The 14769-nt window shown below is 60.6% G+C and carries 13 protein-coding genes and 1 other RNA gene; 8 read left to right on the top strand and 6 right to left on the bottom strand.

The window, feature by feature from the left end:
- From HWE17_RS10360 to HWE17_RS10335, 6 genes are all read right to left on the bottom strand, one after another.
- A partial coding sequence (locus HWE17_RS10360; protein WP_176388712.1) for a hypothetical protein occupies nt 1–703 on the bottom strand: 703 nt, incomplete at its 3' end.
- A 623-nt stretch (nt 704–1326) separates the two neighbouring features.
- Nucleotides 1327–1687: a transfer-messenger RNA gene (ssrA, locus tag HWE17_RS10355) on the bottom strand.
- A gap of 119 nt (nt 1688–1806) precedes the next feature.
- A complete protein-coding gene (locus HWE17_RS10350; protein ID WP_176388711.1) occupies nt 1807–2511 on the bottom strand; it encodes an HAD family hydrolase in 705 nt (234 codons plus the stop codon).
- 68 nt (nt 2512–2579) lie between these two features.
- Nucleotides 2580–3275, bottom strand: a complete 696-nt coding sequence (gene ubiG / locus HWE17_RS10345) for a bifunctional 2-polyprenyl-6-hydroxyphenol methylase/3-demethylubiquinol 3-O-methyltransferase UbiG (RefSeq protein ID WP_035825644.1) — start codon at nt 3273–3275, stop codon at nt 2580–2582.
- A 127-nt stretch (nt 3276–3402) separates the two neighbouring features.
- Nucleotides 3403–4113: an outer membrane protein OmpA gene (ompA, locus tag HWE17_RS10340; protein WP_034751810.1), complete on the bottom strand. Its 711-nt coding sequence runs from the start codon at nt 4111–4113 to the stop codon at nt 3403–3405.
- Between the two features lie 164 nt (nt 4114–4277).
- Nucleotides 4278–4505, bottom strand: a complete 228-nt coding sequence (locus HWE17_RS10335) for a hypothetical protein (protein ID WP_176388710.1) — start codon at nt 4503–4505, stop codon at nt 4278–4280.
- Between the two features lie 264 nt (nt 4506–4769).
- Here HWE17_RS10335 and gyrA point away from each other — a divergent pair, with 264 nt between their 5' ends.
- The 8 genes from gyrA (at nt 4770) to cmk (ending at nt 14729) form a co-directional block, all read left to right on the top strand.
- A complete protein-coding gene (gyrA, locus tag HWE17_RS10330; protein WP_176388709.1) occupies nt 4770–7448 on the top strand; it encodes a DNA gyrase subunit A in 2679 nt (892 codons plus the stop codon).
- Nucleotides 7449–7562: 114 nt separating this feature from the next.
- Nucleotides 7563–8183, top strand: coding sequence for a DUF2059 domain-containing protein (locus HWE17_RS10325; protein WP_176388708.1), 621 nt, complete (start codon nt 7563–7565; stop codon nt 8181–8183).
- A 27-nt stretch (nt 8184–8210) separates the two neighbouring features.
- Nucleotides 8211–9302 carry a 3-phosphoserine/phosphohydroxythreonine transaminase gene (serC, locus tag HWE17_RS10320; RefSeq protein WP_176388707.1) on the top strand — a complete coding sequence of 364 codons (1092 nt, stop codon included), beginning with the start codon at nt 8211–8213 and terminating at the stop codon, nt 9300–9302.
- 82 nt (nt 9303–9384) lie between these two features.
- Complete coding sequence (gene pheA / locus HWE17_RS10315) at nt 9385–10455, top strand: prephenate dehydratase (protein WP_176388722.1); 1071 nt, start codon at nt 9385–9387, stop codon at nt 10453–10455.
- Nucleotides 10456–10583: 128 nt separating this feature from the next.
- Nucleotides 10584–11690 (top strand): histidinol-phosphate transaminase, encoded by a 1107-nt coding sequence (gene hisC / locus HWE17_RS10310; protein WP_176388706.1) that lies wholly within the window; start codon nt 10584–10586, stop codon nt 11688–11690.
- Between the two features lie 4 nt (nt 11691–11694).
- Complete coding sequence (locus HWE17_RS10305; protein WP_176388705.1) at nt 11695–12603, top strand: prephenate dehydrogenase/arogenate dehydrogenase family protein; 909 nt, start codon at nt 11695–11697, stop codon at nt 12601–12603.
- A gap of 18 nt (nt 12604–12621) precedes the next feature.
- A complete protein-coding gene (aroA, locus tag HWE17_RS10300; RefSeq protein ID WP_176388704.1) occupies nt 12622–13977 on the top strand; it encodes a 3-phosphoshikimate 1-carboxyvinyltransferase in 1356 nt (451 codons plus the stop codon).
- A gap of 83 nt (nt 13978–14060) precedes the next feature.
- Nucleotides 14061–14729, top strand: a complete 669-nt coding sequence (gene cmk, locus HWE17_RS10295) for a (d)CMP kinase (RefSeq protein WP_176388703.1) — start codon at nt 14061–14063, stop codon at nt 14727–14729.
- Nucleotides 14730–14769 lie beyond the last annotated feature (40 nt).

Below are 14769 nucleotides of genomic sequence, written 5' to 3'. Positions count from 1 at the left end.
GAAGCCTAAAGTGTTTTTCGGTTTCAAGCCTACAACTAGCCTTGTTTCCGTTGGCAAGTGCGAACTCGGTATTCGATACAAGGCAGAGAATCGCGAGTGAGATCCGGTCGACTTGGGCATCCCAAGCTGCTTCGTCAAAAACGATTTTTTGCGTCCGCATGACGTCCTTCAATTCTATATGGAAATCGCGGATGTGAAAGGCTGGCCTTGAATGGATGAAACTGGTGATGAATTGCAGAGATGCAAAAAAATCAATTCCGCCTTTATTGTTTCTCAGGCGGCATGTTCCCGTTTTCTTGTCTATCAAAAAATTAGCTTCAATTTTTTTAATGAGTGTGGCCTGACTCATCTTATACTTTTCCCTTAATTGGCGATCATCTGAAAGACGAGATTGGGAAAGAAATAAACGGTAAATGTAGGCGGGAAATGGTTTGCTAATGTCTAATGAACGTTTCTCAGACACGAATTCTTGAAAATATTGTATCGAATCAACGAACGCAGTGATGGACTGCTGCGCTAAGCCTCTATCTCGAGCGTCCGAGTGTGCAACGAAATGCGCTACTTCAAGAAAGACGATTTTCTTTCCGGCATATGCACGCAGCTTCATTAGCAGGTTGTCGACATCATTCGCATCGAAGTTGCCGATCTGGATACGTTCAATGATTTGGTTCAGCTTGACAAAGTCTTTAAGCTGCAGCGGCATGTGATGTCCTTAAATTGGTTAGGGAAGTATACTGTTTTAACGCTGCATTGTGGCGTCATAATGTATGGTTTCAGTTACTTTTTGTGATGTACTTTTCAGCCTCACTGTGGGCCTAAGTACGTTCTATGAAACTCTACCGATAAAGAGATAATCGTCAAATTCCGAAGACGCTTTCAGCTTTCGAACCCGCAGTCTGATCCGCATCCGGCATCCAACGTCCATATACCCTGGCAATCATCGTCCAGTCAGCATGTCCCATCTGTTTTGCTATCCACATAGGATGCTCGCCTGCTGAAAGTATCATGCTGGCATAGGAGCGAGGGTCAGCTCCGCATTCGTACACGGCCAGGAGCGAGGGTCAGGTCCGGTTTTCGTACACGGCCTGAGCGGCTGATGTTGTTGCTAGGAAAAACCGCCTGCGGCGCAAAAGCTAGTCAGACGAATCGGAGAGGGTTGCGCTTGCAAGCGCAACCCGGTTTTGCGGCGCCGAGCTGCGCTCGCCGAAGTCCCGCAAAACCCCCGCGTCCGTACCGGACGCGGATGCGACGCCCGCGTTCTGCATGCATGGAATAAATAAAAAGGGCCTCCCCGCCAAAACGGGGAAGCCCTTTTTATTTATTCGGTGGTGGAGACGGCGGGAATCGAACCCGCGTCCGCAAGCACTCTACAGACAGTTCTACATACTTAGCACTATCATTTAATTTAACTCAGCCAGCACGGATGTGCACGTTATGGGCAAGCGAGTTACCTATTATTTAGTCGGACGCTAAGTAACCCAGCATACGACGAGTCCCTGTAAATGACTCTAGAGCTTTTGACGGCCCACCCCAGGGACGAGGTGTTCTAGAGCTAACAGCGATTAAGCTGCCAGTGCGTACGAGTTATCGTTTGCAGTTAAGTTTTTTCAGGTTGTATTTACGAGGTAGCCCGCCCTCGGTATGCCCTGCGCTGCTTTGCAACCCACGTCGAAACCAGGTCGTCCCCACAGAACCTTCATTGTAGCGCAATCTGCCCACTCTTGCATGCTGCATTCGCGCCATTGACGTAAGGGGTCTGACCCGTCGGGTCAGACGCCAGCTTTCTGCTGCGAAAAGGGATGTGCCTCAAGCCGCCAGCTGCCGCTCCTGCGCCGCCTTCACCACGCCAGTCACCAGTTCCAGCAACGCTTGCGGCGTCTCCAGCAAATGGTCGGCGTTCCAGTGCTGCGGCTCGACGGGGCCGCAGTAGCCCCAGGCGCAGGCCACCGTGCGCATGCCGGCGGCGCGGCCGGCCTGGATGTCGCGCAGGTCGTCGCCCACGTACCAGCAGTCTTCCGGCGCCAGGTCCAGGCGGCGCGCCGCTTCCAGCAGGGGGGCGGGGTGCGGTTTCGGGTGGGGCATGGTGTCGCCCGAGATCACGCAGCCGGCCGCGCCCAGGCCGATCTGGCCGACCAGCGGGTCGGTGAAGCGGGCGGCCTTGTTGGTGACCACGCCCCACGCCAGGCCCAGGGCGGTCAAGCCTTCCAGCATGGCGGGGATACCGTCGAATAAGCGGCTTTCCACGGCCAGGGCCGCTTCGTAATTGTTCAGGAAGCCGTCTTTCAGGGCTTCGTAGCCGCTTTCTCCTGGGGCAATGCCATACGACGCGCCTATCATGCCGCGCGCGCCGGCCGAGGCCGTGGGGCGCAGGATGTCGTACGGCGTCGGCGCCAGGCCGGCACGCGCGCGCAGCAGGTTGATGGCCGCTGCCAGGTCGGGCGCGGTGTCGGCCAGGGTGCCGTCGAGGTCGAACAGGATGGCGCGCGGGGCTGGCAGATGGTCAGTGATCATGGCGGGCAAAGTGTGTCAAGTGGGAATGAAAAATGGCGGCCGCAGCCGCCTTGTATTGTGCGTGATGGTTACAGCGGCCGGGTGCAGGCCACCAGGTAATTGACGCTGGTATCGCTATTAAGTGAGTAAATCTTGGTCAGCGGATTGTAGCCCATGCCGCGCATGCTGTTGACGTCCAGGCCGGCGCTGCGCAGGTATTGCGACAGTTCGGCCGGGGTGATGAATTTGTCATAGTCGTGCGTGCCTTTCGGCAACAGGCGCAGCAGGTATTCGGCGCCCAGGATGGCGAACAGATACGCTTTCGGGTTGCGGTTCAGGGTCGACAGGAAGACATGGCCGCCCGGTTTGACCAGCGCGGCGCAAGCCTTGACGATGGCGGCGGGGTCCGGCACGTGCTCGAGCATTTCCATGCAGGTCACGACGTCGTACTGGCCTGGCTCTTCCTCGGCCATGGCTTCGGCGGCGATCAGCTTGTATCGTACCTTGGCGCCCGATTCCAGGCTGTGCAGGTCGGCAACTTTTAATGCCTTTTCGGACAGGTCGATGCCCGTCACGTCGGCGCCCTTGCGGGCCATCGATTCGGCCAGGATGCCGCCGCCGCAGCCGATGTCGATCACGCGCTTGCCGGCCAGCGGCACTTTCGCGTTGATCCATTCCAGGCGCAGGGGGTTAATTTCGTGCAGGGGACGAAACTCGGAAGTGGGGTCCCACCAGCGGTGGGCCAGCTCACTGAATTTTTGGATTTCGAGAGGGTCGGCGTTCATAGGTCGAATAATAGCGGCAATTTTACAATTGGGCAGCCACGGACGAAAAAAAACCCCGCCGTAGCGGGGTTTTTCATGCTGTTCTTGACTTGCGCGATGACTTGCGGCAAGTCCAGAGGTTCAGCAATTACTTGTTGCGGGTACCAACAACTTCGATTTCCACGCGACGGTTTTTCGCACGGCCTTCGGCAGTTTTGTTATCAGCAACAGGTTGTTTTTCGCCTTTGCCTTCGGTGTACACGCGGTTGCTTTCAACGCCTTTGTTGACCAGGTAGGCTTTGACAGCATCAGCACGACGTACCGACAGTTTTTGGTTGTAAGCATCGGTGCCGACGGAGTCGGTGTGACCCACAGCGATGATGACTTCCAGGTTGATGCCACCCAGTTGTGCGGCCAGCTCGTCCAGCTTGGACTTGCCTTCTGGCTTCAGCGTAGCTTTGTCGAAATCGAAGAATGCATCAGCAGCGAAGCTGACTTTTTCCGAGGTAGGAGCAACGACGACTGGCACTGGCACGACTGGTGCTGGTGCTGGAGCAGGTACGACTGGTGCTGGAGGAGCCACGCATTTGCCGTCTTGCAGGGTTTCTGGCTCTACGCACAGTGGTACGTCGCAACCTGGCACCGCGTCAGCAGGTGTCCAGTAGCCGGTACGCCAGCACAGACCGAATGGGTCACGCACGATGACGCCGCGGGCATCTTGCACGTAAGCGCTTTTTGGGCTTGGTGCTTTGATGTCAGTGGTAACTGGCGCGAATGGTGGGGAGGTTGGGGTTTGGGCCGAAGCCGAGCCAGCAATCACTGCGGATGCAGCGAAAAACAGCGTTACAAATTTATTCATTCTTTTTTCCTTTCGGGGGGTGATATCCGCAGAACAACACTGCGCTACTGGTGCTACGTGCCAAGATTTTATCATGTAGACCATATGCGCTCGTTTCAGATTGCGAAACTAGCAATTAACTTCCCAGTCATTTTGCCACACGCATCAGGGGCACACGACCGTGGTTAAATCAAAGCTTGCCCGATTTTAGACCGTGCGTTGTTTTTGCGCAACGAAAATGCCCATTTGTAACGCGTCTGTAACAATTGATCGCTTTTTTTGCCTCTTTTAAGGGCAGGTGTCTTGAACTGATATTGCCATTGTGCATTATCGACAGGGCAACATGCACGGCTCCCGTGCAAACTGCCAATCTTGCCGGTATGGCCAATTTGTACAGGTAGCTGGGCGCGCATGCTAAAATCGTGCGCTTGACTGTCAAGAGTGTCGAGCAAATGCCCACGGCGGCACGGCATGGCCAGCACCTACCCTTGCGGTAGCCGTACTGGCCGTGCCGCCAGCCCGCCGATTTGTTCTGGCACTCTGCGACATGGACACCGGGCCACGCCAGCAGCGCGCGGCGCGGCGTCCACGACGACAGCCACCCAGGATATGCAGTATTGCGTCATACATTGCGTAACAGATAAGTTAACCACAGCCTGAGATCAGTCGAACCGCCAATGGATCAATTCGCAAAAGAAACAATTCCTATTTCCCTCGAAGAAGAGATGCGCAAGAGCTACCTCGATTACGCCATGAGCGTGATCGTCGGTCGCGCCTTGCCCGATGCGCGCGATGGCTTGAAGCCAGTGCACCGCCGCGTCTTGTTCGCGATGCATGAAATGAATAACGTGTGGAACCGCCCTTACGTCAAGTGCGCCCGCGTGGTCGGCGAAACCATGGGTAAATACCATCCCCACGGCGATGCCTCGATCTACGACACACTGGTGCGCATGGCGCAGGATTTCTCGCTGCGCTACATGCTCGTCGATGGCCAGGGCAACTTCGGTTCCGTCGACGGCGACGGCGCCGCGGCGATGCGTTACACCGAGTGCCGTCTGGACAAGATCGCCAGCGAGCTGCTGGCCGATATCGACAAGGATACCGTCGACTTCCAGCCCAACTATGACGGCAAGGAAAAGGAACCGACGGTCTTGCCGACGCGTATCCCGAACCTGCTGATCAATGGCTCGTCCGGTATCGCCGTCGGCATGGCGACCAACATTCCGCCACATAACATCACCGAAGTCATCGATGGCGCGCTGCACGTGCTGCGCAATCCCGATTGCACGATCGATGAATTGATCGAGCTGATCCCGGCGCCGGACTTCCCGACGGCCGGCATCATCTATGGCGTGTCGGGCGTGCGCGACGGTTACCGCACGGGCCGCGGCCGCGTCGTCATGCGCGCCAAGACCCACTTCGAAGAATACGGCAAGGATGGCGGCCGCATCGCCATCATCGTCGACGAGCTGCCATTCCAGGTCAACAAGAAATCCTTGCTGGAACGTATCGCTGAAAACGTGCGCGACAAGAAGCTCGACGGCATTTCCGACATCCGCGACGAATCCGACAAGTCGGGCATGCGCGTGGTGATCGAGCTGAAACGGGGCGAAGTGCCGGAAGTGGTGCTGAACAATCTGTACAAGCAGACCCAGTTGCAAGACACCTTCGGCATGAACATGGTGGCCCTGGTCGATGGCCAGCCGAAGCTGCTGAACCTCAAGCAGATGCTGCAATGCTTCCTGTCGCACCGCCGCGAAGTGGTCACGCGCCGCACCGTGTTCGAACTGCGCAAGGCGCGCGAACGCGGCCACGTACTGGAAGGCCTGGCGGTCGCGCTGGCCAACATCGATGACTTCATCGCCATCATCAAGGCCGCGCCGACGCCGCCGATCGCCAAGGTCGAGCTGATGGCCAAGGCCTGGGATTCGTCCGTCGTGCGCGAAATGCTGGCCCGCACGGGCGACGGCACGACGCCAGGCGGCATCGATGCCTACCGTCCGGAAAACCTGCCGAAGCACTATGGCATGCAGACGGATGGCCTGTACAAGCTGTCGGACGACCAGGCGCAGGAAATTCTGCAAATGCGCCTGCAGCGCCTGACCGGCCTGGAACAGGACAAGATCGTCAACGAGTACAAGGACGTGATGGAACATATCGCCGACTTGCTCGACATTCTGGCCAAGCCGGAACGCGTCACCGTCATCATCACCGATGAAATGACGGCGGCGAAGAACGAATACGGCGCCGGCAACAAGGACGTGCGCCGCTCGCAGATCGAACTCAACGCCACCGACCTCGAGACTGAAGATCTCATTACGCCGCAGGACATGGTCGTGACCCTGTCGCACACCGGCTACATGAAGGCCCAGCCGATCACCGAATACCGCGCGCAAAAACGCGGTGGACGCGGCAAGCAGGCCATGGCGACGAAAGAGGAAGACTGGATCGACCAGCTGTTCATCGCCAACACGCACGACTACATCCTGTGCTTCTCGGATCGTGGCCGCATGTACTGGCTGAAGGTATGGGAAGTGCCGCAAGGCTCGCGCAATTCGCGCGGCAAGCCGATCGTCAACATGTTCCCGCTGCAGGACAACGAAAAGATCACCGTGATCCTGCCGCTGTCGGGCGAGAACCGCACGTTCCCGGAAGACCATTACGTGTTCATGTCGACCAGCCTCGGTACCGTCAAGAAAACGCCGCTGAAGGACTTCAGCAATCCACGCAAGGCCGGCATCATCGCGGTCGACCTGGACGACGGCGACTTCCTGATCGGCGCGGCGCTGACCGATGGCCAGCACGACGTGATGCTGTTCTCGGATTCGGGCAAGGCAGTGCGCTTCGACGAAAACGACGTGCGTCCGATGGGCCGTACGGCGCGCGGCGTGCGCGGCATGAACCTGGAAGAAGGCCAGCACGTGATCGCCCTGCTGGTGGCCGAGAACGAGCAGCAGTCGGTACTGACGGCAACGGAAAACGGCTACGGCAAGCGTACGCCGATTCTTGAATACACGCGCCATGGCCGTGGCACGAAAGGCATGATCGCCATCCAGACCAGCGAACGCAACGGTAAAGTGGTTGCCGCGACCCTGGTCGATACCAGCGATGAAATCATGCTGATCACCACCGGTGGCGTATTGATCCGCACCCGCGTGTCGGAAATCCGCGAGATGGGCCGCGCGACGCAGGGCGTGACCCTGATCGCCGTGGAAGACGGCACCAAGCTGTCCGGCCTGCAGCGCGTGGTGGAAACGGATATCGACGAAGTCGAGCTGACGACGGAGGCGGACGCCGCGCCTGCGCCGGCAGCGGCCGACCCGGTCGATCCGGCCGATCCGGCCCAGCCGGAGTAAGATGATTGGGGCTCTTTCGGGAGCCCCAATTGCTATTGGCGTGCTATGCGCCGCCAGCGGCGTTTCGTAGGTCGGCTTAGCCCGTCGGGCGTAAGCCGACATGCATTGCCGGCAATGTCTATTTACAAGTCACTCAATATCCCGCACGCCATGAGAAAAATCGTCGCCACCTTCTTCGCCGCGTTTTCGCTGGCTTTTCTTGCGACCCTGCCGGCCTTGGCCCAGAGCGCGCAAGCCACGCCCGCGCGCCAGGCGGCGCCCAGCCCCGCCATGAAAGTGGCCGTGCGGCGCATGCTCGACGCGATGCAGTTCCCGCAACTGACGCGCAGCATCTTCGACCAGATGCTGCAATCGGTGCCCGCGATGATCCGCCAGTCGGCGCAGCAGCAAATCAACAGCAACCCGAAACTGGATGAGCAGCGCAAGGCGCGCGCGCTGGCCAGCGCAGAGGAAGAAATCCCCCTGGCCATCGCCACCCTGACGCAGGTTCTGGCCGACCCGACCCTGATCGATGAGCTGGGCGACGAAATGGTGCCCCTGTACGCGCGCTTTTACACGGTGCCGGAAGTCGAGCAGTTGACGGCCTTCTACAAGACGCCGCTGGGCCGCAAGATGCTGGCCACCATGCCGCAACTGTCGGCCGAGTCGATGGCCATCAGCCAGCGCGTGCTGATCCCGCGCGTGAATGCCGTGCTTGACCAGGTCATGCGGGCGGCCACGCAGTCGCCCCAATAAGATTCCCATTTTGCCAAGGACCGTATCGTGACCCATATCTACAATTTTTCCGCCGGCCCCGCCGTCCTGCCCAAGGAAGTGCTGGCGCAAGCTGCCTCTGAAATGCAGGACTGGCATGGCAGTGGCATGTCGGTGATGGAAATGAGCCACCGTGGTCCCGAATTCATTTCCATCTACAAGCAGGCAGTGGCCGACCTGCGCGAGCTGCTGGCCGTGCCCGACAACTACAAAATCCTGTTCCTGCAGGGCGGTGGCCTGGGCGAAAACGCCATCATTCCGATGAACCTGGCTGGCCTGGTCGCGCAGCAGCCGGCCACCGTCGACTTCGTGCATACGGGCTCGTGGTCGGGCAAGTCGATCCAGGAAGCGGCCAAGTATGCCAACGTGAACGTGGCCGCGTCATCCAAGGCCACCCATTTCACGGGCGTGCCGCCCGTCTCCGAATGGAAGCTGACGCCAGGCGCCGCCTACCTGCACATCTGCACCAATGAAACCATCGACGGCGTGGAATTCCAGCAGGCGCCAGGCGTGCCGGCGGGGACCACCATCGTGGCCGACATGTCCTCGCACATCCTGTCGCGCGTGATCGACGTGTCGCAATATGGCGTCATCTTCGGCGGCGCGCAGAAAAATATCGGCCCGGCCGGCCTGACCCTGGTCATCGTGCGCGAAGACTTGCTGGGCAAGGCGCTGCCGATCTGCCCGTCGGCCTTCGACTGGACCATCGTGGCCGAACATGAGTCGATGTACAACACGCCGCCCACCTACGGCATCTATATCGCCGGCCTGGTTTTCCAGTGGCTCAAACGCCAGGGTGGCGTTGCAGCCATGGAACAGCGTAATATTGAGAAAGCGGCGCTGCTGTACGCGGCGCTCGATGCGGACGACTTCTATCAGAACCGGGTCGACCCCGCATACCGCTCGCGCATGACCATCCCGTTCTATCTGCGCGACGAAAGTCTGAACGACGCATTCCTGGCCGGCGCCAAGCAGCGCGGCCTGCTGCAGCTGAAGGGCCACAAGTCCGTCGGCGGCATGCGTGCATCGATCTATAACGCGATGCCGATCGAGGGTGTGCAAGCCTTGGTGAATTATCTGAACGAGTTTGCCGGACGCTGAGTCGCCTAGACGACCGCGCCGGCCCGCCGCCGGCGCAGGCCGCGCGGCCATGATTGAAGTACAGCTGACGAAACAAACCACCATGACCGATAAATTGAAACCGCTGCGCGAACAGATCGATGCGATCGACGCGCAAATCCTCGAACTGCTGAACCGCCGCGCGCAAATCGCCCAGCAAGTGGGCCACGTGAAGGCCGAAACCCAGGCGCCCGTGTTTCGCCCCGAGCGCGAAGCGCAGGTGCTGCGCGGCGTGGCCGAGCGCAATCCCGGCCCCATGGGCGACCGCGAAGTGCAGACCATCTTCCGCGAAATCATGTCGTCCTGCCGCTCGCTGGAAAAGCGCGTGACCGTGGCGTATCTGGGTCCGGCCGGTACCTTCAGCGAACAGGCCGTGTATCAGCAGTTCGGCAGCGCCGTCGAAGGCTTGCCGTGCGCGTCCATCGATGAAGTATTCCGTTCCGCCGAGGCGGGGACGGCGGACTTCGGCGTCGTGCCGATCGAAAATTCCTCGGAAGGCGCCGTCAACCGCACTCTCGACATGATGCTGCAGACGAGCCTCATCATCAGTGGCGAGGTGGCGATCGCCGTGCACCACAGCCTGATGACGAAGAGCGGCAACATGGATGGCGTCACGGCCATCTGCGCCCATTCGCAGGCGCTGGCGCAGTGCCAGGTGTGGCTGAACCAGAATTATCCGCACGTCGCGCGCCACGCCGTCGCCTCGAACGCCGAAGCGGCCCGCATGGCCGGCGAAGACGGTACGGTGGCGGCGATTGCCAGCGAACTGGCCGGCGCGCAGTACAAGCTGGGCGTGGTCAAGGGCCATATCCAGGACGATCCGCACAACCGCACGCGCTTTGCCGTCGTGGGCACCTTGCAGACGGCGCCGTCGGGCAAGGACCAGACCTCGCTGGTATTGGCCGTGCCGAACAAGGCCGGCGCCGTGTACCAGTTGCTGGCGCCCCTGGCGAAACATGGCGTGTCGATGACGCGCTTCGAGTCGCGCCCGGCGCGCATGGGCAGCTGGGAGTATTATTTCTATGTCGACGTGGAAGGCCACGTGCACGACACGGCCGTCGCCCAGGCGCTGGGCGAGCTGCAGAGCAATGCGGCGTTTTTCAAGGTGCTGGGGTCGTATCCGGTCAGTTTGTGACGCCGACGGTGGTGTCGGATTACGGCCTGCGGCCTAATCCGACCTACAATAAGCCGTAGGTTGGGTTAGCGCAGCGTAACCCAACAAAAACCACCAGCCTAATCATTCACCAACTTTTAAAGAACACCATGTCTAAAAATATCGGTCCAGAATACGTCCGCGCCATCGCCCCTTACCAGAGCGGCAAACCAATCGCGGAAGTCGCGCGCGAATTCGGTCTCGACGAGGCAGCCATCGTCAAGCTGGCGTCGAATGAAAACCCGTACGGCATGCCGGCATCGGCGAAGCAGGCGATGATCGCCGCCATCGATGACCTGGGCCGCTACCCGGACGCCAACGGCTTCGACTTGAAGGCCGTGCTGTCGAAACGCTATGACGTGCCGGCCGACTGGATCACCCTGGGCAATGGCAGCAACGACATTCTGGAAATCGCCGCGCACGCTTTCGTGCAGCATGGCCAATCCGTCGTGTACTCGCAGTATTCGTTCGCCGTGTACGCACTGGCCACGCAAGGCCTGGGCGCGCGCCACATCGTCGTGCCCGCGCAAGCTTACGGCCATGATCTGGACGCGATGGCGGCGGCGATTGCCGACGACACGCGCCTGGTCTTCATCGCCAACCCGAACAACCCGACCGGCACCTTCCTGACGGCCGCGCAGCTGGAAGCCTTCCTGCAAAAAGTCCCGGCGCACGTCGTCGTCGTGCTGGACGAGGCCTACAACGAATTCCTGTCGGCCGATGACCAGTACGAGTCGACGGCGTGGGTGCGCCAGTATCCGAACCTGGTGGTGTCGCGCACCCTGTCGAAGGCCTACGGCCTGGCCGGCCTGCGCATCGGCTTTGCCATCGCCCAGCCCGTGCTGACGGACCTGATGAACCGCATCCGTCAGCCGTTCAACGTCAACTCGCTGGCGCAGGCGGCCGCGATTGCCGCCCTGAACGACAAGGCATTCCTTGAGCAAAGCGCGCGCAACAACGCGGCCGGCTACCAGCAGTTCACCGAGGCATTTACGCAACTGGGCCTGGAATTCGTGCCGTCGCACGGCAATTTCGTGCTGGTGAAAGTGGGCGACGATGATGAAGCGGGCGTGCGCGTCAACCTGGCGCTGCTCAAACAGGGCGTGATCGTGCGTCCCGTGGGCAGCTACGGCTTGCCGCAATGGCTGCGCATTTCCATCGGCCTGCCGCAGGAAAACGCCATCTTCATCGCCGCGCTGACGAAAGCGCTGGCCTGACGATATGACGACGCCTGCACTGAAAAAAATCGTCATCTTCGGCGTAGGCCTGATCGGGGGCTCGTTCGCGCGCGCCCTGAAACATGCGGGCGCGGTGACCACCGTGGTGGGCATGGGCCGCTCGCCGGCCTCGATGGCGCGCGCCTTGGAGCTGGGCATCATCGATGAAATCGGCGGCGACATGGCGCAAGCCTTGCATGGCGCCGACCTGGTGCTGCTGGCCGCGCCTGTGGCGCAAACGGGCGCCATCCTGGCGTCCATCGCGCCGCACCTGCAGCCTGCTACCGTCGTCACCGATGCGGGCAGCACGAAGAGCGACGTGGTGGCGGCCGCGCGCGCGGCGCTCGGTGGCAAGGTGGCGCAATTCGTACCCGGCCACCCGATCGCGGGGCGCGAGACGAATGGTCCCGACGCCGCCATCATCGACCTGTATCAAGGCAAGAAAGTGGTGCTCACGCCGCTGGCGGAAAACGCCGCGGACGACGTGGAACGGGTGGCGGCCGCCTGGCGCGCCTGCGGCGCCATCCTGCACACTTTGAGCCCCGAAGAACATGACAAGGTGTTTGCTGCCGTCAGCCATTTGCCGCATTTGCTGGCCTTTGCGCTGGTTGACGACATCGCCAACAAACCGCACGCAGGCCTGCTGTTCCAGTACGCGGCCAGCGGCTTTCGCGACTTTACGCGCATCGCCGGCTCATCGCCGGAAATGTGGCGCGACATCAGCCTGGCCAACCAGCCGGCGCTGCTGCATGAACTGGACGCCTACCTGGCGCAGTTGACGACCTTGCGCGCTCACCTGGCCGCGAACGACGGCGCCGCCATTGAAGGCGTGTATGCGAATGCCCAGCACGCGCGGCAGCAATGGATCGAGGCGATTGAAACGGCGGAAGTACCGGCCGCGCCCACACGATAAATACTCAAGGATTCCAGCATGACCCAGACCAAGCACTACCCCCACCATATCGATCTGAAGCCGGTGATGCATGCCGAAGGCACGGTGCGCTTGCCCGGCTCGAAAAGCATTTCCAACCGCGTGCTGCTGCTGGCCGCGCTGGCCAAGGGCACGACGAAGATCATCGACTTGCTCGCCTCCGACGACACCTTCGTCATGCTGACGGCATTGACGTCGCTAGGCGTGAAGTGGACGCAGGATGAATTGATGGGCGACCCGGCCACCGCTCACCAGATCCACCACGTGGAAGGCTGCGGCGGCGTCTTTCCGCACCACGAGGCGGACCTGTTCATGGGCAATGCCGGCACGGCGATCCGTCCGCTGACGGCGGCCCTGGCCGTGATCGGTGGCGACTACACCCTGCATGGCGTGTCGCGCATGCACGAGCGCCCGATCGGCGACCTGGTCGACGCGCTGAACGCCGTCGGCACGCAAATCGAATACACGGGCGAGCAAGGCTTCCCGCCGCTGCGCATCCGCCGCGGCCACATTGCAGCCCAGCGCATCGCCGTGCGCGGCAATGTGTCGAGCCAGTTTTTGACGGCCCTCCTGATGGTGGCGCCGCTGATGGCGCGCGACCATGCGGTGACCATCGATGTCACGGGCGAACTGATTTCGAAGCCGTATATCGAGATCACCCTGAACCTGATGCGCCGCTTTGGCGTGACGGTCGAGCATGACGGCTGGCAGTCGTTCACCGTGCAGCCGGGCCAGCAATATCAAAGCCCGGGCACGATCCACGTCGAAGGCGACGCCTCGTCGGCCTCGTACTTCCTGGCGGCCGGCGCCATCGGCGGCGGTCCCGTGCGCGTGGAAGGCGTGGGGCGCGACAGCATCCAGGGCGACGTGCGTTTCGTCGAAGCCTTGCAGCAGATGGGCGCGACCATCACCATGGGCGAGAACTGGATCGAAGCCCGTTCGAATGGTGTATTGAAAGCCGTCGACATGGATTTCAACCATATTCCCGACGCGGCCATGACGATCGCCGTCGCCGCCCTGTACGCGGACGGCACGTCGACCTTGCGCAATATCGCCAGCTGGCGAGTGAAGGAAACGGACCGCCTGGCCGCCATGGCCACGGAGTTGCGCAAGCTCGGTGCGCAAGTGGAAGAGGGCGCCGACTACCTGCGCGTGACGCCGCCTGCCGAAATTGCCGCCGCCACCATCGACACGTATGACGACCACCGCATGGCCATGTGCTTCTCGCTGGCCTCGCTGGACGGCGCCGCGCGCCGCGGCAACGAGATGCGCATCAACGACCCGAAATGCGTGGCCAAGACCTTCCCCGAGTATTTCGCCGCATTCGCGGGGATTGCCAAAGATAGTCTTATTTGACCGAAGGCAAATTTGGGGTCAGACCCGCCGGGTCTGACCCCAGCTCTTGTTTTTGGGTTTAGTTTTTTTAAAGTGACAAAATAATGCCGACCTCCAACATCCCAGTCATCGCCATCGACGGCCCCACCGCTTCCGGCAAGGGCACGGTGGCGCACCGCGTGGCCGACAAGCTGGGCTTTCATTACCTCGATTCGGGCGCGCTGTACCGCCTGACTGCCTTGAGCGCGCTGCGCCGCGGCACGGACTTGCGCGACGAGCACGCGCTGGCCAAGCTGGCCGAACACTTGCCTTGCCATTTTGCCGGCGGCGAGATCCTGCTGGCGCATGAAAACGTCACCGAGCAGATCCGTGCTGAAGAAGTGGGCAATACGGCGTCGAAGATTGCCGTATTGCCAACGGTGCGCCATGCGCTCGTGGGTTTGCAGCTGGGCTTTCGCAAGACGCCGGGCCTCGTGGCCGACGGGCGCGACATGGGCACGGTGATCTTCCCGCATGCCCCATTGAAGGTGTTCCTGACGGCCGGCGTCGAGGCGCGCGCGCAACGGCGCTACAAGCAATTGATAGACAAGGGTTTTTCTGCTAATATGGAAGACCTTCTGATGGATTTGCAGGCGCGGGACGAACGTGATACTCACCGTGCGATTGCGCCGCTGGTTCCCGCGGAAGGGGCGCATGTCCTGGATACGTCGGAAATGACGGCTGATGAAGCCGTCGAAACCGTGTTGAAATGGTATGCGTCAGTTGCAAAATAGTGTGATTTTTATGCTATGTGGTGCCCGTTGACGGCTCCTG

The sequence above is a fragment of the Janthinobacterium sp. BJB401 genome, from assembly GCF_013372745.1.
GTDB classification, from domain to species: domain Bacteria; phylum Pseudomonadota; class Gammaproteobacteria; order Burkholderiales; family Burkholderiaceae_D; genus Janthinobacterium; species Janthinobacterium rivuli.
This window is presented reverse-complemented; position numbering and strand designations above follow the sequence as displayed.